This window comes from Jatrophihabitans telluris, from assembly GCF_023516435.1.
Lineage (GTDB): Bacteria > Actinomycetota > Actinomycetes > Mycobacteriales > Jatrophihabitantaceae > Jatrophihabitans_A > Jatrophihabitans_A telluris.
Genome location: NZ_CP097332.1, coordinates 4141262 through 4158191 on the forward strand (window position 1 = coordinate 4141262; position 16930 = coordinate 4158191).

General features: G+C 69.5%; 14 protein-coding genes. 5 read left to right on the top strand and 9 right to left on the bottom strand.

Features of this window, described 5'->3' with window-relative positions; genetic code table 11:
- Positions 1-35: 35 nt before the first annotated feature.
- The 6 genes from pucL to M6D93_RS19110 form a co-directional block, all read right to left on the bottom strand.
- The gene (gene pucL / locus M6D93_RS19085; RefSeq protein WP_249771786.1) at positions 36-917 is read right to left on the bottom strand and encodes a factor-independent urate hydroxylase; all 882 of its coding nucleotides are present in this window, start codon (positions 915-917) and stop codon (positions 36-38) included.
- An 11-nt stretch (positions 918-928) separates the two neighbouring features.
- Positions 929-3613: a molybdopterin-dependent oxidoreductase gene (locus M6D93_RS19090; protein WP_249771788.1), complete on the bottom strand. Its 2685-nt coding sequence runs from the start codon at positions 3611-3613 to the stop codon at positions 929-931.
- A complete protein-coding gene (locus tag M6D93_RS19095) occupies positions 3610-4428 on the bottom strand; it encodes an FAD binding domain-containing protein (RefSeq protein WP_249771790.1) in 819 nt (272 codons plus the stop codon). Before M6D93_RS19095 ends, M6D93_RS19090 begins: the two co-directional genes overlap by 4 nt.
- A 9-nt stretch (positions 4429-4437) precedes the next feature.
- A complete protein-coding gene (locus M6D93_RS19100; RefSeq protein WP_249771792.1) occupies positions 4438-5793 on the bottom strand; it encodes an 8-oxoguanine deaminase in 1356 nt (451 codons plus the stop codon).
- A gap of 188 nt (positions 5794-5981) precedes the next feature.
- A complete protein-coding gene (uraH, locus tag M6D93_RS19105) occupies positions 5982-6293 on the bottom strand; it encodes a hydroxyisourate hydrolase (protein ID WP_249771794.1) in 312 nt (103 codons plus the stop codon).
- Positions 6294-6371: 78 nt separating this feature from the next.
- The gene (locus M6D93_RS19110) at positions 6372-6824 is read right to left on the bottom strand and encodes a hypothetical protein (protein WP_249771796.1); all 453 of its coding nucleotides are present in this window, start codon (positions 6822-6824) and stop codon (positions 6372-6374) included.
- Positions 6825-7030: 206 nt separating this feature from the next.
- Here M6D93_RS19110 and M6D93_RS19115 point away from each other — a divergent pair, with 206 nt between their 5' ends.
- Positions 7031-7594, top strand: coding sequence for a dihydrofolate reductase family protein (locus tag M6D93_RS19115; RefSeq protein WP_249771798.1), 564 nt, complete (start codon positions 7031-7033; stop codon positions 7592-7594).
- Between the two features lie 6 nt (positions 7595-7600).
- Here M6D93_RS19115 and M6D93_RS19120 read toward each other — a convergent pair whose 3' ends face one another.
- Both M6D93_RS19120 and M6D93_RS19125 read right to left on the bottom strand, forming a co-directional pair.
- Complete coding sequence (locus M6D93_RS19120) at positions 7601-10405, bottom strand: MGH1-like glycoside hydrolase domain-containing protein (protein ID WP_249771800.1); 2805 nt, start codon at positions 10403-10405, stop codon at positions 7601-7603.
- Entirely contained in the window at positions 10402-11205 is an 804-nt protein-coding gene (locus M6D93_RS19125) for a hypothetical protein (RefSeq protein ID WP_249771802.1), read from the bottom strand. Before M6D93_RS19125 ends, M6D93_RS19120 begins: the two co-directional genes overlap by 4 nt.
- 55 nt (positions 11206-11260) lie before the next feature.
- On the opposite strand from M6D93_RS19125, the gene M6D93_RS19130 reads away from it, so the two are divergent.
- Positions 11261-13342 (top strand): HelD family protein, encoded by a 2082-nt coding sequence (locus M6D93_RS19130; protein WP_249771804.1) that lies wholly within the window; start codon positions 11261-11263, stop codon positions 13340-13342.
- A gap of 169 nt (positions 13343-13511) precedes the next feature.
- Here the strand turns inward: M6D93_RS19130 and M6D93_RS19135 are convergent, their stop codons facing one another.
- The gene (locus M6D93_RS19135) at positions 13512-13928 is read right to left on the bottom strand and encodes a DUF5313 family protein (RefSeq protein ID WP_249771806.1); all 417 of its coding nucleotides are present in this window, start codon (positions 13926-13928) and stop codon (positions 13512-13514) included.
- Between the two features lie 58 nt (positions 13929-13986).
- Between M6D93_RS19135 and M6D93_RS19140 the strand changes: the two genes are divergently transcribed.
- The 3 genes from M6D93_RS19140 (at position 13987) to M6D93_RS19150 (ending at position 16924) form a co-directional block, all read left to right on the top strand.
- Positions 13987-14472 carry a MarR family winged helix-turn-helix transcriptional regulator gene (locus M6D93_RS19140; protein ID WP_249771808.1) on the top strand — a complete coding sequence of 162 codons (486 nt, stop codon included), beginning with the start codon at positions 13987-13989 and terminating at the stop codon, positions 14470-14472.
- 335 nt (positions 14473-14807) lie between these two features.
- Complete coding sequence (locus tag M6D93_RS19145; RefSeq protein WP_249771809.1) at positions 14808-15938, top strand: thiamine pyrophosphate-dependent dehydrogenase E1 component subunit alpha; 1131 nt, start codon at positions 14808-14810, stop codon at positions 15936-15938.
- Entirely contained in the window at positions 15935-16924 is a 990-nt protein-coding gene (locus M6D93_RS19150; RefSeq protein WP_249771811.1) for an alpha-ketoacid dehydrogenase subunit beta, read from the top strand. Before M6D93_RS19145 ends, M6D93_RS19150 begins: the two co-directional genes overlap by 4 nt.
- Positions 16925-16930 lie beyond the last annotated feature (6 nt).

Sequence of the window (16930 nt, forward strand, 5' to 3'; positions counted from 1 at the left end):
TCTGCACACCCGATCACCCCACAACCGCACGGCCGCTAGCTGAACGCGATCCCCTCGTCGGGAGCGTCGTCGGCGAGCACGCGTCCCTCGATGAGGCCGTACGGGCGGTCGGCGGCGTAGTAAACCTCGTTGTCGTTGGTGAGGCCGAAGGGCTGCAGGTCAACGAGAAAGTGGTGCTTGTTCGGCAGCGCCAGGCGCACCTCGCACAGCGCCGGGACGTCGGCGAGAATCCGTTCCCCCATCGCGTACAGGCTCTGCTGCAAGGAATAGCTGTAGGTCTGCGCGAACGCCGCCAGCAGCGCTTCCGTGGCCTGGGCGTACACAGCCGCGAAGTCGGTGTCCTCCCCTGCCGTCTCCGGGCGGAATCGCCACTGCGCGCTGACCTGGGTCGCCAGCATGCGGTCCCGCGTCTCGGCCATCGTCGTGTACTCATCCCGCGGGAAGCCCCAGAATTCGGAGTTCGTCGTGTTCAGCACGGTCAGATCCTTGATGCCGGACACGATGCTGGTGCCCAACTCCCGGTCCACGATGACCGTCGTCGTGCGAACCGATCCGGCGTCGCGGGCGAACGAGTGCGGGCCGGAGAGCCGCCGCCAGCCGAACTCCTCCACGCTCATCCGGGCCCGCGTGATGGGCTCCTGCGTCTGGACGAAATGACGTCCCAGAGCCAAGGCGTAGACCTCCGGTTCGACGGCACCGAGCCGCTTGGCGAAGGCGTAGTCGGTGTTCTTCTGGGTGTCCGTGGGCAGTACGTGCGAGTTGTCACCGGTCAGATGGCTGCCGGCCAGGTCCCCGGACAGGCTGGAGGAGACGTTCCAGTCCCGGATCTCGTCCGAGCCGTCCGGCCCGGTGCCGCGGCTGACCCGCACCACCCGCACTTCGGCCTTGCCGTATCGATTGAAGCCGAGGGTCACCATGAGCGTCTCCTTCAGGTGTTCGACCGAGCGGTGTCGGCGTGCTTTAGCGCCAGGTAGAGCCGGTCCGCGGACATCGGCAGCACGGTGAGCCGGACGCCTGTGGCGTCGCGGACCGCGTTGGCCAGAGCGGGAGCCACCGGGTTGAACGGGCTTTCGCTCATCGGCTTGGCGCCCAGCGGGCCGAGTTCCTCATAGCTGGCCGCGAAAACCACGTCGGTCGGCGGGACGTCGGCCATGGCCGGAATGTGATAACTGCGCAGCGTCGAGGTGAGCACCTCGCCGGTGTCCGGATCGAGGTCGACGTGCTCGTAGCGGGCCGCCCCGAGGGCCTGGGCCACCCCGCCCCGCACTTGGCCGGCACACTGGCGTGGGTTGATCACCGTTCCCGCGTCGGCGGCCTGGATGCTGTAGAGGATCCGCAGCTCCCCGCTGGCCGGGTTGACCGCGACCCGGAATCCGTGCACGTTGAACCCCACCGAGCGAGGCGTGCCGGACGCCGACCCCTCGGCGCTCAGCAGCGGGCCGCCGTCGATGGTGGCCTCGATCAGCTCGCGTAGCCGGGTCGCGGCCTGCCAAGTCGCCGCCCCGGCGACCATCGTCCCGGTCGACCCGTAGGCGCCGGTGTCGTGTCCGATCCGGTCCGTGTCGGACTGGACGAGGGTGATCGCCGCGGACGGAACCCCCAGCGCCGTGGCCGCGATCTGGGTGTGGACGGTGGCCGTGCCGTTGCCGAACTCGGCGGTCCCGACCGTCAGTTCGAAGGTGCCGTCCGGGCGTTGGGCGATCCGGCACTGGGCGATGTGGCCGCCCGGCGGCGTGGTGTCGAGCATGGTCACCGCCATGCCGCTGCCGACGAGCCAGCCCGGTCCAGGCGCTCGCTGCCCGCGCCGGCCCTCGGCCGCGTCCCGCAGCGCCGAGGAGACGGCGTCGACACACTGGTCCAAGCCGTAGCTGCCGATGCTCACGTCCGCCAGGTCGCCCTGAATGGACACCAGTTCATCCCCGGGCTGCACCAGGTTGCGCCGCCGGAACTCGACCGGGTCCAGACCCAATTGGCGCCCGAACTCGTCCATCGCCGAGTCCATCGCGAACATCATCTGGCTCAGCCCGTACCCGCGGAAGGCACCCGACGGCACCGTGTTCGTGTAGACGGCCCAGCCGTCGACCTGCTTGTTCGCGCACCGGTACATCGACATCGATTCGCCGACCGAGTGGAACAGCACTCCGGCCGAGTGGTTGCCGTAGGCCCCCGTGTCGGACAGGTTCTCCACCTTCATCGCGGTCAGACGTCCGTCGGCGTCGGCGGCCAGTGTGATGGTCATCGTCATCGGATGGCGCGTCGAGGCGCCGACGAACTGCTCGGACCGGGTGTATTCCAGCTGCACGGGACGTCCGGTGCGCAGCGTCGCCAACGCCACGATGTCCTCGGTGAACATCTCCTGCTTGCCGCCGAACCCGCCGCCGAGTCGCTTGGTGAACACCCGTACCCGGTCCCTGGGCAGGTCGAACAGGACGGCGAGGGCATCGCGGGTCAGGAAGGGCGTCTGGCTCGATGTGCGGATCGTCAGCCGGCCGTCCTCGTCGACCCAGCCGATGCAGGCGTGGGTCTCCAGGTGGACGTGCTGCAGGCGCTGGGCCTGGAAGGTGCCGGTGTACACGTGCTGCTCGTCCGGGCCCTCGGCCTCGGCGCGCCTCAGCGCGCCTGGCACGTCGCCGATGTGCGAGTGGACCTCGGCGGCCAGGTTCCGCCGCGGATCGGCGATCCGGCTCGCGGACGCGCTCTTGTCGGCATGCAACTTCGGTGCGGTGGGGTCCATGGCCCGCGCCGGATCGAGCACGGCGGGCAGGACTTGGTAGTCGACGACGATCTTGTCCCGGGCCAGCTCGGCAATGCCGATCGTGTCGGCCACGACGGCCGCGACTCGCTGGCCGACGTGACGCACGGTGCGGTCCAGCAGCCTGGTGTCGCTCGGGTCGTCCGTGGGCTTCTCGTGCCGGGCGGTGGAGTACAGCCGGTCCGGTGCATCGGCGAAGGTCAGCACCGTGTGCACGCCGGGGACCTCCAGCGCGCCGGTGGTGTCGATCGAGCGGATGTAGGCGTGCGGGTGCGGCGAGCGCAGCAGGGACAGGTGCAGCGGCGGGCCCGGCAGCTCGTCGGCGTCGACGTCCAGGGTGTAGCGAGCCGCGCCGGTGACGATCTCCGGTCCAGCGGGGGCGGGCACGTTCTGCCCCACCTCGCCGGTTGCGCCGGGCGTTGCCGGGACCGGCGTGTGGGCGCCGGTGACCGCGTCCTGGATCGGATGGTAACCGGTGCATCGGCAGAGATTTCCCTTCAGCGACCGGGGCAGATCGGCCTTCTGAGGGTCGGTGAGCACCGCGCAGGTCATGATCATGCCGGCCGTGCAGAACCCGCATTGGAAGCCCTGAGCGGTCAGAAAGTCCTGCTGTACCGGGTGAAGCGGCGACGGCACGGTGTCTTCCAGGCCTTCCAGGGTCGTGACCTGAGCTCCGCCGGCCCGCCCGGCCGGGTAGATACAGCTGTGTACCGGTACACCGTCGACGTGCACGGTGCAGGCGCCGCAATCTCCCGAGTCGCAGCCCTTCTTGACCGCCGACCATCCCTCGGACCGGAGGAAGGTGCGCAGACACTGGCCCGGGGCGGGCTCGGCCGCGACCGGCCGGCCGTTGACGATCATGCCGCGGCCGCCAGCTCGTCGCGCACCTCGACGAGCAGCCGCCGGCTCTGATCCGCCCGCCATTCCGGCAGTCCGTGGACGTCGGCGAACCAGGTGACGTTCGCGCGCTCGAGATCGCTCAGCAGGTCCCGCGCGCTGGGCAACCGCCGATAGCGCAACTGCACCGGGGCCGGGGTGGACGCGGTCACGGTGAACACCGTCGTGCCCGTTCCCGGCTGCCGGCGGCCGATCACCAGGGCGGCGGATCGGCCCAGTGCGGTAAGGGATATCTGCCGGAATGCGGTCCGGCTGCGCAGGGCGTCCACCGGCACGGCGATCGAGCGCAGCAGTTCGCCCGGCGCCAGCGCGCTCTCGCGGTTACCGGTCACGAAGTCCGCCACCGGGACCAGTCGCTCGCCGCCGCCCGGGCACCAGATCAGGGCCGTGGCGTCGAGGGCTGCGGTCAGCGAGGTCATGGGGCCGGCGGGAAGCGCCAGGCACACATTGCCGCCCACCGTCGCGGTGTTCCAGACCTTGAACGACCCGAGCAACGCGTGGCAGCACTGGGCGAACAACGGCGCGGCGAGCCAGTCCGACGGTAGCTTCGCCTCGTACAGGCGGGCCAGGGTGCAGGTCGCCGAGATCTCGAGCCCAGCTTCGGATACGGTCAGCCCGGGCCAGCAGGACCGAGTCAGATCGATGAGGCGACGCAGGGCCGGTTGGGGTTCTGAGAACAGCCAGCTTCCGCCGGCCAGGAACGCATCGCCGGGCGACCACGTGGGCAGGTCAGCCCGCTGCTCGATCGAGATCACCTCGGTGATGCTGGGTAGATCCATCGCGAGTCCTCAGACGTCCGGACGCAACGCCGCCGCCGCCCGAGCGGCACCGGCAGCCAGCGCGGCTTCCTCGGCGGTGACCAGGCACCCTCCTTCCACCACCGGAAGACCGTTCACCCAGAGCCGGTCCAGCGTCGGGTTCCCGAACACGAGCGTCGTCACCGGGTCGGCGATACCAGAGCCGGCAAGACCGTCGATCCGCCACAGGGCCAGGTCCGCCAGCTTGCCGGATTCCAGTGAGCCGAGTTCGTCCTGGCGCCCGAGGCAACGCGCGCCGCCGATCGTGGCGGCGGACAGGGCCTGACGGGCGGTGAGGGCGCCCGAGCCGTCTCTGGTCCGCGCGACCAGCAACGCCTGGTGCAATTCGTCGACCATGCCGCCGGACTCGTTGGACGCAGCGCCGTCCACACCCAGGCCGACCGACACGCCGGCGGCGAGCAGGTCGCGCAGCCGGGCCGCTCCCGAACCCAGCCGCCCATTGGAGGTCGGGCAGTGCGCGACGGCCGTGCCGGTCTCGCCGAACCGGCGGACGGCCTCGTCGGACAGGTGAACGCAGTGGGCCAGCCAGACGTCGTCGCCGAGCCAGCCGAGGTCTTCGGCGTACTGGGCGGGCGTGCGTCCGAAGGTCTCCCGGCAGAACGAGTCCTCATCAAGGGTCTCGGCGAGGTGAGTGTGCATCCGTACGCCCTGCAGACCGCTGCTTCGAGCCAGTTCGGCCGAGTCGCGCATGAGTTCGGCGGTGACGGAGAAGGGCGAGCAGGGCGCGACCGCGATACGCAGCATGGACTCGAAGGAGTCATCGTGCCAGCGCGCGATCGCCTCGGCGGTGGCGGCCAGGATCTCGTCGTGGTCCTCGACCACGGAGTCCGGGGGCAGACCACCGGCCGAACGGCCGAGGTTCATCGACCCCCGGCTGGGATGAAAGCGCAGCCCGATGTCGCTCGCCGCCCGGATCTCGGCCTCCAGCAGATCTCCCCCGTGCCGGGGGAAGACGTAGTGGTGGTCGGTGGACGTGGTGCACCCGGTGAGGGCCAGCCAACCCAGATTGGCCGCGGCCGAGTCGTACACCGTGCCGGCGTCGATGCGCGCCCAGATGGGGTACAACGTGGTCAACCAGCCGAACAGCGTGGTATCGGTGGCGTAGCCGCGGGTGACCCATTGGTAGAGGTGATGGTGAGTGTTGACGAAACCAGGGGTGAGCAGGCGACCGGTCCCGTCGATCCGCGTGGCGCCGGCGTAAGCCTGCGGGGCCCGACCCGGGCCGACGGCCACGATCCGGGCGCCGTCGATGACCACGTGTCCCGCGGGGAATTCCGTGCCGGCGGCGTCCACCGTGGCCACGTGGGCATTGTCGATGACGATCACCGTTCCGACCGTCCCTTCTGCCCGCCGAGCCGCCTCAACCGAGCCACCCCGCCAGCGCACTCCACCAGCGCACTCCCCGCCAGCGCACTCCACCGGCCCACTCCACCGGCGACCGTATCCCGTCGGCAACCGCCGTCACTGTTACCGGCGCGCGTTACGGCCATGTTCACAACGGTTTCGGGCGGACGCTAACTGCCGCGGTAGGTGGAGTAGGCGTACGGGCTGAGCAGCAGCGGCACGTGATAGTGCCCGTCCGGCTCGGTGATCGTGAAAGCGACCGAGACCTCCGGATAGAAGGTCTGCTGGCCGAAGTACGCGCCGGTGTCGAAGTGCAGACGGTAGATACCGGCCGCCAGCGTGCCCGCCAGATCCTTCACCCGACCGTCGACGTCGGTCTGCCGGTCGGCCAGCTCAAGCCCCCGCGGCCCGCGCAGCACGACCGATACCCCGACGGCAGGTCGTCCCGTCGTCGCATCCAGAACATGGGTCGAGACACTCATAGGCAGCCCACCTCGGTGCAGCGTGCCCGGTCACGGGCACGCTCGGGTCAAGGACCGCCATCATCGCAGACCCTCGGATCAGCCGCCTGCGACGGCGTGGGCGTGCTCGGCCAGACTCGGCTCACCCAGCAGGTCGGCGATGCACCCGGGGCAGACCGGCTCCGGACCGGTCAGGGCGTGGTTGTGCCGGATCCGGTACACGTCCTGGCGCGGCGTGTCGATCAGCGCGGCTCGGATCATCGCGCGCACCTGGCTCCGGCGAAGGCGGGCGCGCCAGAGGAACACGACGGTGCCACCGACGACCACCAGAAGGTAGACGGCCGCCCAGAGCAGGACGGTCCGCCGCGAGACCAGCAGCAAGAGCACGACCAGGGCCGGCACCCCGACCAGTACGGCCACGACCAGCCTCGTCAGCTGACGGTAGACCGCCCGCACCATCCGCCCGCCCATGGCGCCGATGTCGCACCGCGGGCACCCGGGCACCAGTGACTGCGTGGTCTGATCGGCCAGATTGCTACCCAGCTGGTCCACCGTGTCCAAGGCTCCTCCTCATGGCACCGACCGGAGCGCCTCGCTCAGTAATCGGACCCAGTAGGAAGGACGCAGCAGCGTCGTCTCGATGTCGGGCTGAGCGCAAACTGGCTCAACGCGCTCGGGCGGTGAGTTCTCCTCGCCGTCCCGGTCTACCCACCCAGATGTCGGTACGCCTACAGGCCCGCTCATGGGAGGGTGACGTCATGAGGAAGCTGACGTTCGGCATGAACCTCAGCCTGGACGGCTACATCGCCGCCCCCGGTGACGATCTCGGCTGGGGCGTGCCGTCCGAGGAGCTGTTCCAGTGGTGGTCCGACCGGGTGGGGGCGACGGGTCTGGCCCTGTACGGGCGCAAACTGTGGGAGACGATGAGCTCCCACTGGCCGACCGCCGCCCAGCAACCCGGCGCCACACCGGCGGAGGTCGAGTTCGCCCGGCGCTGGCACGACATGCCGAAGGTGGTGTTCTCCTCGACGCTGAGCACGGTCGACTGGAACACCCGCCTGGTCACCGGCGACGCAATCGCCGAGATCACCCGGCTCAAGGCCGAGGACGGTGGCCCCATCGACATCGGCGGCGCCGCACTGGCCGCCGCGGCGATGCGCGCCGGGCTGATCGACGAGTACGTGCTGGCCACCGCACCGGTCCTGGTGGGCGGCGGCACGCCGTTCTTCCCCGCGCTGGACCACCGGGTGAACCTGAGCCTGATAGAGACCCGGACCTTTACCGGCGGCGTGGTCCTGACCAGGTACGAGACCAGGCGCTGAGCCCGATCATGGGCCCGGTGGGGCAATCGCCCCGCCGGCGCGCAGGATGATCAGGTGTGCGACCAGCGCCGTCCAGCCGGTTTGGTGGCTGGCGCCCAAGCCCCTGCCGGTATCGCCGTCGAAATACTCGCTGAAGGTGACGTGCGGCCACCAGAGCGGGCCGTCCGGATGGTCGCGAGGCGCACCGGGACGACGGCCCTGCGGTCCCGGCCGGAACAGTGCGATCAGCCGGTCGTCGATGTCGTCGGCGAGTTGGCCGAGGTCGACCTGCCGGGCAGAGCCGTCCGTCGCGGCCACGCTCACAGTCATCATCGCCGCCGAACCCGTGCTGTGGGTGCGCAGCGCGTCGGCCAGCAACGTGTTGACCGGGAACCAGACCGGACCCCGCCAGTTGGAGTTTCCGCCGAACAGGGCGCTGTCGGACTCGGCCGCTACGTAGGCGATCGCGAACTCGCGGCCCTCGATGGTGACCCGCAGGGGCTGCCGGTACGCGGCCGACAGTGATCGGACCCCGTTCGGGGACAGGAATTCCGACTCATCGGCCAGCCGACGCACGAGCGGCAACAGTCGGGTCGTGTCCACCAGCGACAGGGTCAACCGGTCCCCGTCCAGGGCATGGGTGGCGACCAGGCCGCGGACCGCGTCCGGGCGTCGTTTGACCAGCCAGCGCAGGCGCGCGGTGAAGTCGGGCAGGTCGGACGTGACCCACGAGGGCACCTGCGCCACCGCCAGGATCGGCAGCAGGCCGACCAGGGAACGCACCGGCAGCCGCTGATGGCTTCCGTCCGGCTCCACCAGCACGTCGTAGAAGAACTCGTCGTCGGGATCCCACAGCGACACCGATTGGCTTCCGAAGGACGACAGCGCCTGGGCGATCGAGAGGAAGTGCTCCAGGAACTTCGTGGCCATGTCGTCCCAAGCCGTGTCGTGCCGGGCCAGCTCCCAGCTGATCCGCAGCATCGACAGGCAGTAGAAGGCCATCCAGCTGGTGGCGTCGGACTGTTCCAGCCGATGGCCCGGCGGCATCGGCGCGGACCGGTCGAAGAAGCCGATGTTGTCCATGCCGAGAAAACCGCCCTCGAACAGGTTGGACCCGTCGGCGTCCTTGCGATTGACCCACCAGGAGAAGTTCAGCAGGAGCTTGGTGAACACGCGCAACAGGAAGTCCTGGTCGCGCGAGCCGTCGATGCAGTAGACCTGCCAGGCGGCCCAGGCGTGCACCGGCGGATTCACATCCCCGAAAGCCCATTCGTAGGCGGGCAACTGCCCGTCGGGATGCATCGCCCACTCCCGGCACAGCAGCACGAGCTGATCCTTGGCGAACGCCGGATCGATGTGGGCCAGGGTGACACAGTGAAAGGCCAGGTCCCACGAGGCGAACCACGGGTATTCCCACTCGTCCGGCATCGACATCACGTCGGCCAGGTCCAGATGGCGCCAGGAGGTGTTGCGTGCCTGCGTGAGGCGCCGGGACGGCGGCGCCGCCGGCTGGGCGGGATCGCCGTCCAGCCACGTCGCGACCGAGTACCGGTAGAGCTGCTTGCCCCACAGCAGGCCGGCGAAGGCCCGCCGGGCCACGTCCGCATCGACATCGTCGACCGACTCCGGGATCACCGAGGCGTAGAAGTCCTGCGCCTCGGCCTGCCGGTCGGCGAAGACGGCCGAGAAGCTGTCGGAGAAGGGCCGATCGGGCAAGGCGTTGGCGACCAGACGCAGCCGCACACTGACCTGGGCACCGGCCGGGACGGAAGGGAAGGCATACCAGAATCCGGCCTTGGTCCCGGTGCCCGCGGGATTCACGGCGCGCTCGTCGCCGCCGACGATCCGCCGGTTGAAGCCGTCCTTGGGATGAGGACTGGGATTGCTCGCCGTGCCGAACAGGGCGACGTCGTCGCTCTCGTTGTCACACACCAGCACCTGCGGCAGCTCCCCGCCGCTGGTCGTGCCCGCCCGGGAGGCCACCGAGGGCGCCTCGGCGGCCAGGACGTAACGGCCGAGAAAGCCGTGCTCGCAGGCCACCGCCCGGACGTCCCCGCTACCCAGTTCCGGGGCATGCAGTTCGTGCAAGGTGGGCTTGCGGTCATCGCCGCCCCAGGCCCAGGTGTTGCGGAACCACACCTGGGGGATCAGGTGCAGGGCCGCCGCGTCGGGCCCGTGGTTGGTCGCCGTGATCCGGATGCAGACGTCCTCCGGTGACGCCTTCGCGTAGTCCACCTGGACATCGAAGAACCGATTCTCGTCCAGCACCCCGGTGTCGGCGAGTTCGTACTCGGGTTCGTCCCGGCCCCGCCGAGCGTTCTCGGCCACCAGCTGGGAGTACGGGAACGCCGCCTGCGGGTAGCGGTAAAGCCATTCGGCGTAGGAGTGGGTCGGAGTGGCCGCCAGCGCCCACCAGTACTCCTTGACGTCCTCACCGTGGTTGCCCTGCGGGTTGGTGAGGCCGAACAGCCGTTCCTTCAAGCGGTCGTCCTGGCCGTTCCACAAGGCCACGGAGAAGTTCAGGAAACCGAAGCGATCGCAGATTCCGCCCAGGCCGTCCTCGCCCCACCGGTAGGCGCGCTGGTGGGACTGGTCGAAGGGCAGGTAGTCCCAGGCGTTGCCGTCCGGCGAGTAGTCCTCGCGCACCGTCCCCCACTGCCGGCCCGACAGATAGGGCCCCCAGATCCGCCACGGATCGGAGCTGCCCGGCGACTCGGCCAGCCGCGCGTGTTCGGCACTGCGGCCCGCCCCGGTCGCCGCCGAGCGCGCCGAGTGCGCCGAGTGCGCCGAGTGCGCCGAGTGCCGCCCACCTTCAGTCGACGACCGGGTCATCGTCGAACCGTCGATGGGCGGTGGTACTCCTCGCCGTCGAGCCACCCGATCCGCCCGTCCGGAGACCAGAACGCCAGGTAGGTCCCGAAGGACGGCGCCGAACACTGCTCCATCAGACGGACCAGCGGGCCGGATGGCCCCTGAACGGCGACGACCTGCTTGAACACGGCCGTGGTCGCCCGTCCCGCGCGGGTGTTGGCCTGGGCCTGCCAGTCCAGTCGGGGCCGGTGTCGCCACGGGGTCCCCTCAGGAGGGCGCGGGGCCGTTTTCTGCCGATGGCCACGGACGAAACTGCGTACCGCGTCCACCGAGTAGCTGCTGCCGTCGGTGGTCCACAGCCGCATCGTCCAGCCGGCGCGAGCGCCACCGATCTCGTAGATCAGACCGACCCCGGCCACCGTCTCGAGCGGTATCCGGCGGGATCGGTGCAGATAGCGGGGGACGACAAGCGTGTGCTGGCGAAGCTGCGGCGGGCGCAGCACCTCCAGGCCCGACTGGATCAGCAGCGGCAGCGAGACCAGGCAGAGCACGACGCCGATCACTCCCAGCAGGATCGAGGAACGGTCGATCCCGCGCCGCAGGAACACCACGCCTGCGGGCAGCACGCTCGCGCCCAGCACGGCCGCCACCCAGCTCTCCCAGTGGGCGTAGAACCGCCGCAGCACGGGATCGGGCTCGATCGGTCCGCGCGCCTTCGCCGCCTCACCCGTCCGGCTCCGGCCGGCCGTCTTGCGCAGGCTGACCTTCGGCGCGCCGGACGAGCCGCGCGTGCTGTCCCCGCTCTCCCCGCTGCCGGCCACGGGCACATTCTGACAGCCGCGAAGGACTTGCGGGGACGACTAACGTTGACCAATCGTGAGTGCCAGCGACGCCCGAGCCGACCCCGTCCTGCGATCCGAGCAAGCCCACCTGCTGGCGGCCAACGACTGCCTGGCGGAGATGCGCGAAGGAGCGGCGCGTATCGCCGACTACGGCGTCGATGCCCTGGCGAGCGAGAGTCTGGGCCGGATGCGCGCCGAGCGGCTCAAGCATCTCGGTGCCGACCTCGAAGCGCCGCCCTTCTTCGGCCGCACTGATCGCGATCCCGAGGCCGAACACCCCGCCGGCGAGGTCTTCCACATCGGCCGGCGGCACATCCGCGACTCCGTCGGCGACCCCATCGTCATCGACTGGCGCGCCCCGATCGCGCGACCGTTCTACCGCGCCACCGCCGACGATCGACAGGGTGTCCGGCTGCGGCGCCGCTTCGGCTTCGCCGCCGATGCCACCGGGTACGCGGTGCTCAGTTCCTACGAGGACGAACACCTCGATGCCGGTGAGAACCTCGGGCTGCGCTCGGACCTGTTGCGGGCCGAGATCGAACGGCCCCGGGTCGGGCCGATGCGCGACATCGTGGCCACCATCCAGCCCGATCAGGACGAGCTGGTGCGGGCCGACCTGGACACGTCGTTGTGCATTCAGGGCGCGCCCGGCACCGGCAAGACCGCGGTCGGACTGCACCGCGCGGCCTACCTGCTCTACAGCTATCCAGAACGGTTGCGGCGCTCGGGCGTCCTGGTGGTCGGCCCCAACGCGGCGTTCCTGCGCTACATCGCCCAGGTGCTGCCCGCGCTCGGTGAGAACGGCATCACCCAGACCACGGTGGAGGATCTGGTGTCCGGGGACGGCCGGCTGATCCCAGGGCGGGAGGATGCGGTCGCGGTCGCGGTGCTCAAGGGCGATGCCCGCCTCGCCGAGGTCTGCCGCCGCGCGGTGATCAGCCACATCCGTAAACCGGAATCCGACGTGGTGCCGATCGTCGGGACCAAGCGATACCGGATCCCGGTCGAGCGGGTCCGGCGCTATGTCGACGACGCCCGCCGCTCGCTGGTAGCCGGTGAACTGCGCTGGGATCTGGGACGCGAACGGCTGCGGATGCTGCTGGCCCAGGACGTCAGACGCCAGCGGGAGGACGCGGGCGGCGCGCCGTCGGACGCCGAGACCGGCAAGGTGGCCCGGTCGGTCCCGGTGAAGGAATTCGTCGATGCCGTCTGGCCGGCCCTGGACCCGCGCGAGGTGCTCGTCCGGCTCTACACCTCGCCGCAGTTCCTGCACCGCTGCGGCGCCACGGTGCTCGGGCCCGACGAGCTCGACCAGTTGGCCTGGGCGGATCCGCCGCGCTCCGTTCGAGCCGCCCGATTCTCCGCGGCGGATCTGGTGCTGCTGGATGAGCTGCGCGGATTGATGCAACCCAATGACCAGTACGTCCACGTCGTGGTCGACGAGGCCCAGGACCTGTCCGCGATGCAGTGCCGGGTCGTCGCGCGTCGGGTGCCGATCGGCTCGGTGACCGTGCTGGGAGACCTGGCGCAGGCTACAACCCCCTGGGCGGTCGGATCGTGGCCGGCCACGATGGCGGCCCTGGGCTCGCCGGCGGCCACGGTCCGGCCCCTGACGGTGGGCTACCGGGTTCCGGGAGAGGTCCTGATCGTGGCGAACCGGCTGCTGCCCTTCATCGCTGCCGACGTCCCGCCGGCCACGTCGGTCCGTGCGGGGAGGGAAGCTCTGAGTTACACGGCGGATCTGCTCGCCGCGGTGGGCCGTTGCCTGGAGGCGGAAGGCTCGGTCGCGGTGATCGTCCCCGACGCCGCGGCCACGTCGGTGCGGGCAGAGTTGGCCGGAGCCGGCATCGCGACTGAGGAGTTGGCCGGAGCCGGCATCGCGACCGAGGATTTGGCCGACGCGTTGCCGGCCAGGGTGACGGTCGTCGCGGCGTCGTCGGCCAAGGGGCTGGAGTACGACTCGGTGGTGCTGGTCGAGCCCGCGGCGATCGTCGCCCAGGAACCGTCCCGTCTCGACGGGCTCCGGCGGCTCTACGTCGCCTGGACCCGGGCGGTGTCCCGGCTGGCGGTCGTGCACACCGCGCCGCTTCCGGACGAGCTGGCGGTCACGCCCTAGCGTTGAGGTTGCCCTCGTTGCTCGCCTCCCCGCGTTGAGGTTGCCCTCGTTGCTCGCGTCCCGCGTTGAGGTTGCCCTCGTTGCTCGCGTCCCCGCGTTGAGGTTGCCCTCGTTGCTCGCGTCCCCGCGTTGAGGTTGCCCTCGTTGTTGGCCGCCGTCTCTGGTGGCCTCAGTGCGAGCGACGATCCATCCGGGCGAACATTCGCTCCCGCCGACGCGCCACCGCTTCGGAACGCCCGCTGACGGATCTCTCCGATCGCACGCGTTCCCCGGTTCCCGCTGGGTATCCGGCTTTCACAAGTCGATGCTCGGTCGTCTCGACGAGGTAGCCGAGCGCGAAGATCAGACCCATGATGAGTCCGCCGAGCGCACTGAGGCCGCGGATCCAGAACGGTCCCGGGACGAACACGAGGATCACCACCACGATGGGCGCCATCTGCAACAGAGATCGGACGACCTGGCGAGCTACCCAGGTCGGACAGGTGGTGTCGAGAAGAACCCAGCTCGCGTTGCGAATCGGCAGTCCGAGCCCGACCGCGTAGCCGAGCCAGCGGATCACCCCCGGTCGCCGGACCTCGGAAATCATCGGCTCCACCTCAATCATTAGTGCACTAATTATTAGTGGGCTTGATAGTATGCCGGGCATGACTGGACTCGCAAACCATCGTCAGGACGGTCTCCGCTCCGACGATCCTCTGGCCCTGCAAAGCCAGGTGTGTTTCGCGCTTGCGGTCGCCAACCGAAGCGTGCTCGCCGTCTACCGTCCACTGCTCGAACCGATGGGGCTCACTCATCCGCAATACCTGGTGATGTTGGCGCTCTGGGAACGCGACGGGGCCCTCTCGGTTCGCGAACTGGCGGGGATCCTGCAGCTAGACCCGGCCACCGTCTCGCCCCTGCTCAAGCGCCTGGAGGCAGCCGACTATCTGACGCGGGCGCGCAGCGCCGGGGACGAACGCCAGCTCGAGATCACGCTCACCCCATCCGGACGTCGACTGCGGCGTCGGGCCGAGCGCATTCCCGCCGCGGTGATGGCCAGACTCGGAGTCGATTTCGCCGATCTTCACAACCTGCACCGAGTCCTTACCGATATCAACACTGCCGCACTCGCCGCCGCCGCCGACCGTTGAGGTTGCCCGTCTTGCCGCAACGCGTCGACGCCCGCAACAAAGGCAACCTCAACGCATCGACGCCCGCAACAAGGGCAACCTCAACGCATCGACGCCCGCAACAAGGGCAACCTCAACGAAAGCTGTGAGCGGCGGGTTACCGGCGGGTTAATGGCGCCGATCACACGTCCGAACAATCTCGTGCGAGTATGACCTGACGCGGCAGATCGACCGGCTCACCACCCCCGAGCCACGATCGTCGCAGCTCGACCGCATGGACGTAGCGCACAACAGAACACGCAGGCAGCACTCGGCGGCGATCCCGCGAACAGTGCTCGACACGCGAGGAGCCAACGATGACGTTGCACGGTCATGTCCCGCCGGAACCTGACCTCGTCCAGCTGCTCACGCCCGAAGGCGTCCGAGTGGAGCATCCGGACTTTCCGCTTGACATCACCGAGGACGAGATCGGCGCGCTGTATCGCGACCTCGTACTGGTTCGCCGATTCGACAGCGAGGCGACTGCCCTGCAACGCCAGGGAGAACTCGGGCTGTGGGCGTCCTGTCTGGGCCAAGAGGCCGCGCAGGTCGGCGCCGGACGCGCGCTACGCACCCAGGACATGGCCTTTCCGACCTACCGCGAGCACGGGGTTGCCTGGTGCCGCGACGTCGATCCGGTCACGCTGCTCGGCATGTTCCGCGGGGTCAGCCTCGGCGGCTGGAACCCCAACGAGAACAACTTCAACCTCTACACGATCGTCCTCGGCGCGCAGGCATTGCACGCCGTCGGATACGCCATGGGCGTCACCCGGGACGGCGCCGTCGGAACCGGCGAACCCGCGCGGGACACCGCCGTGCTGGCCTTCTTCGGTGACGGCGCGTCCAGCCAGGGGGACGTCAACGAGGCCTTCATCTGGGCGGCCGCGGGCAACCTTCCCGTCGTCTTCTACTGCCAGAACAACCAGTGGGCGATCTCCGAACCGGTCGAGCGCCAGAGCCGGATCCCGCTGTTCCAGCGTGCCGCCGGGTTCGGGTTCCCAGGTGTGCGCGTCGACGGCAACGACGTGCTGGCCTGCCTGGCGGTGAGCCGGATGGCGCTGAACGAGGCCCGCTCGGGACAGGGACCGACGCTGATCGAGGCCTACACCTACCGGATGGGCGCCCACACCACCTCCGACGACCCGACGCGTTACCGGCTCAGCGAGGAACTGGAGACCTGGAAGCATCGCGACCCGATAGAGCGGGTCCGGGCCTACCTGGTCCGCGAGGCCGGGGTGGGCTCGGGATTCTTCGACGGCATCGAGGCCGAGGCGGAGGCGTTGGCCGTACGGATTCGGGCGGCCTGCCGCGAGTTGGCCGATCCGGCTCCGCTGGACATCTTCGACAACGTCTACGTGGACATGACCGACGAGCTGGCCGCGCAGAAGGCGGACTTCGCCGAGTACCTGGAGTCCTTCGAGGCACCTGCCCAGGGGGCGACCCGATGACCGCCCCCCAGACACTGACGATGGCCGGAGCCCTGAACTCGGCCCTGCGTAACCGCCTCGAGCACGATGACAAGGTCGTGGTGATGGGGATGGACGTCGGCAAGCTGGGCGGCGTCTTCCGGATCACCGACGGCCTGCAGAAGGACTTCGGCGAGGACCGCATCATCGACTGTCCACTGGGCGAGTCCGGCATCATCGGCTCCGCGATCGGGCTGGCGATCCGGGGCTACCGCCCGGTGTGTGAGATCCAGTTCGACGGTTTCGTCTACCCGGCGTTCGACCAGATCGTCAGCCAGCTGGCCAAGATCCACAACCGGTCCCTGGGCCAGGTCCGGATGCCGGTCACGATCAGAATCCCCTACGGCGGCGGCATCGGCGCGGTCGAGCACCACAGCGAGTCCCCCGAGGCCTACTTCGCGCATACCGCCGGCCTGAAGGTCGTCACCTGTGCGAACCCGTCCGACGCGTACTGGATGTTGCGGCAGTCCATCGACTCCGACGATCCGGTGATCTTCTTCGAGCCCAAGCGCCGGTACTGGACCAAAGGACCGGTCTCGGCGCACGGCGATGTCGCCCCGCTGCCGCTGCATCAGGCCCAGATCGTGCGCCCCGGATCCGACGCGACCCTGCTCGCCTACGGGCCGATGGTCGCGACGGCGTTGCAGGCCGCCAAGGCCGCGGAGGAGGACGGGCGGGATCTCGAAGTGATCGACCTGCGTTCACTGTCGCCGATCGACACCGCCACGGTGGTGGCTTCGGTGGAGCGGACCGGCCGGCTGGTCGTCGTCCACGAGGCTTCGGTGAGCCTCGGCATGGGCGCTGAGATCGCGGCCCGCATCCAGGAGCACGCCTTCTACTCACTGCAGGCCCCGGTGCTGCGCGTCGGCGGCTTCGACACCCCCTACCCCGCGAGTCGCGCCGAGGATGAGTGGTTGCCCGACACCGACCGCATCCTCGACGCCGTCGACCGCACATTCTCCTTCTAGAACGAG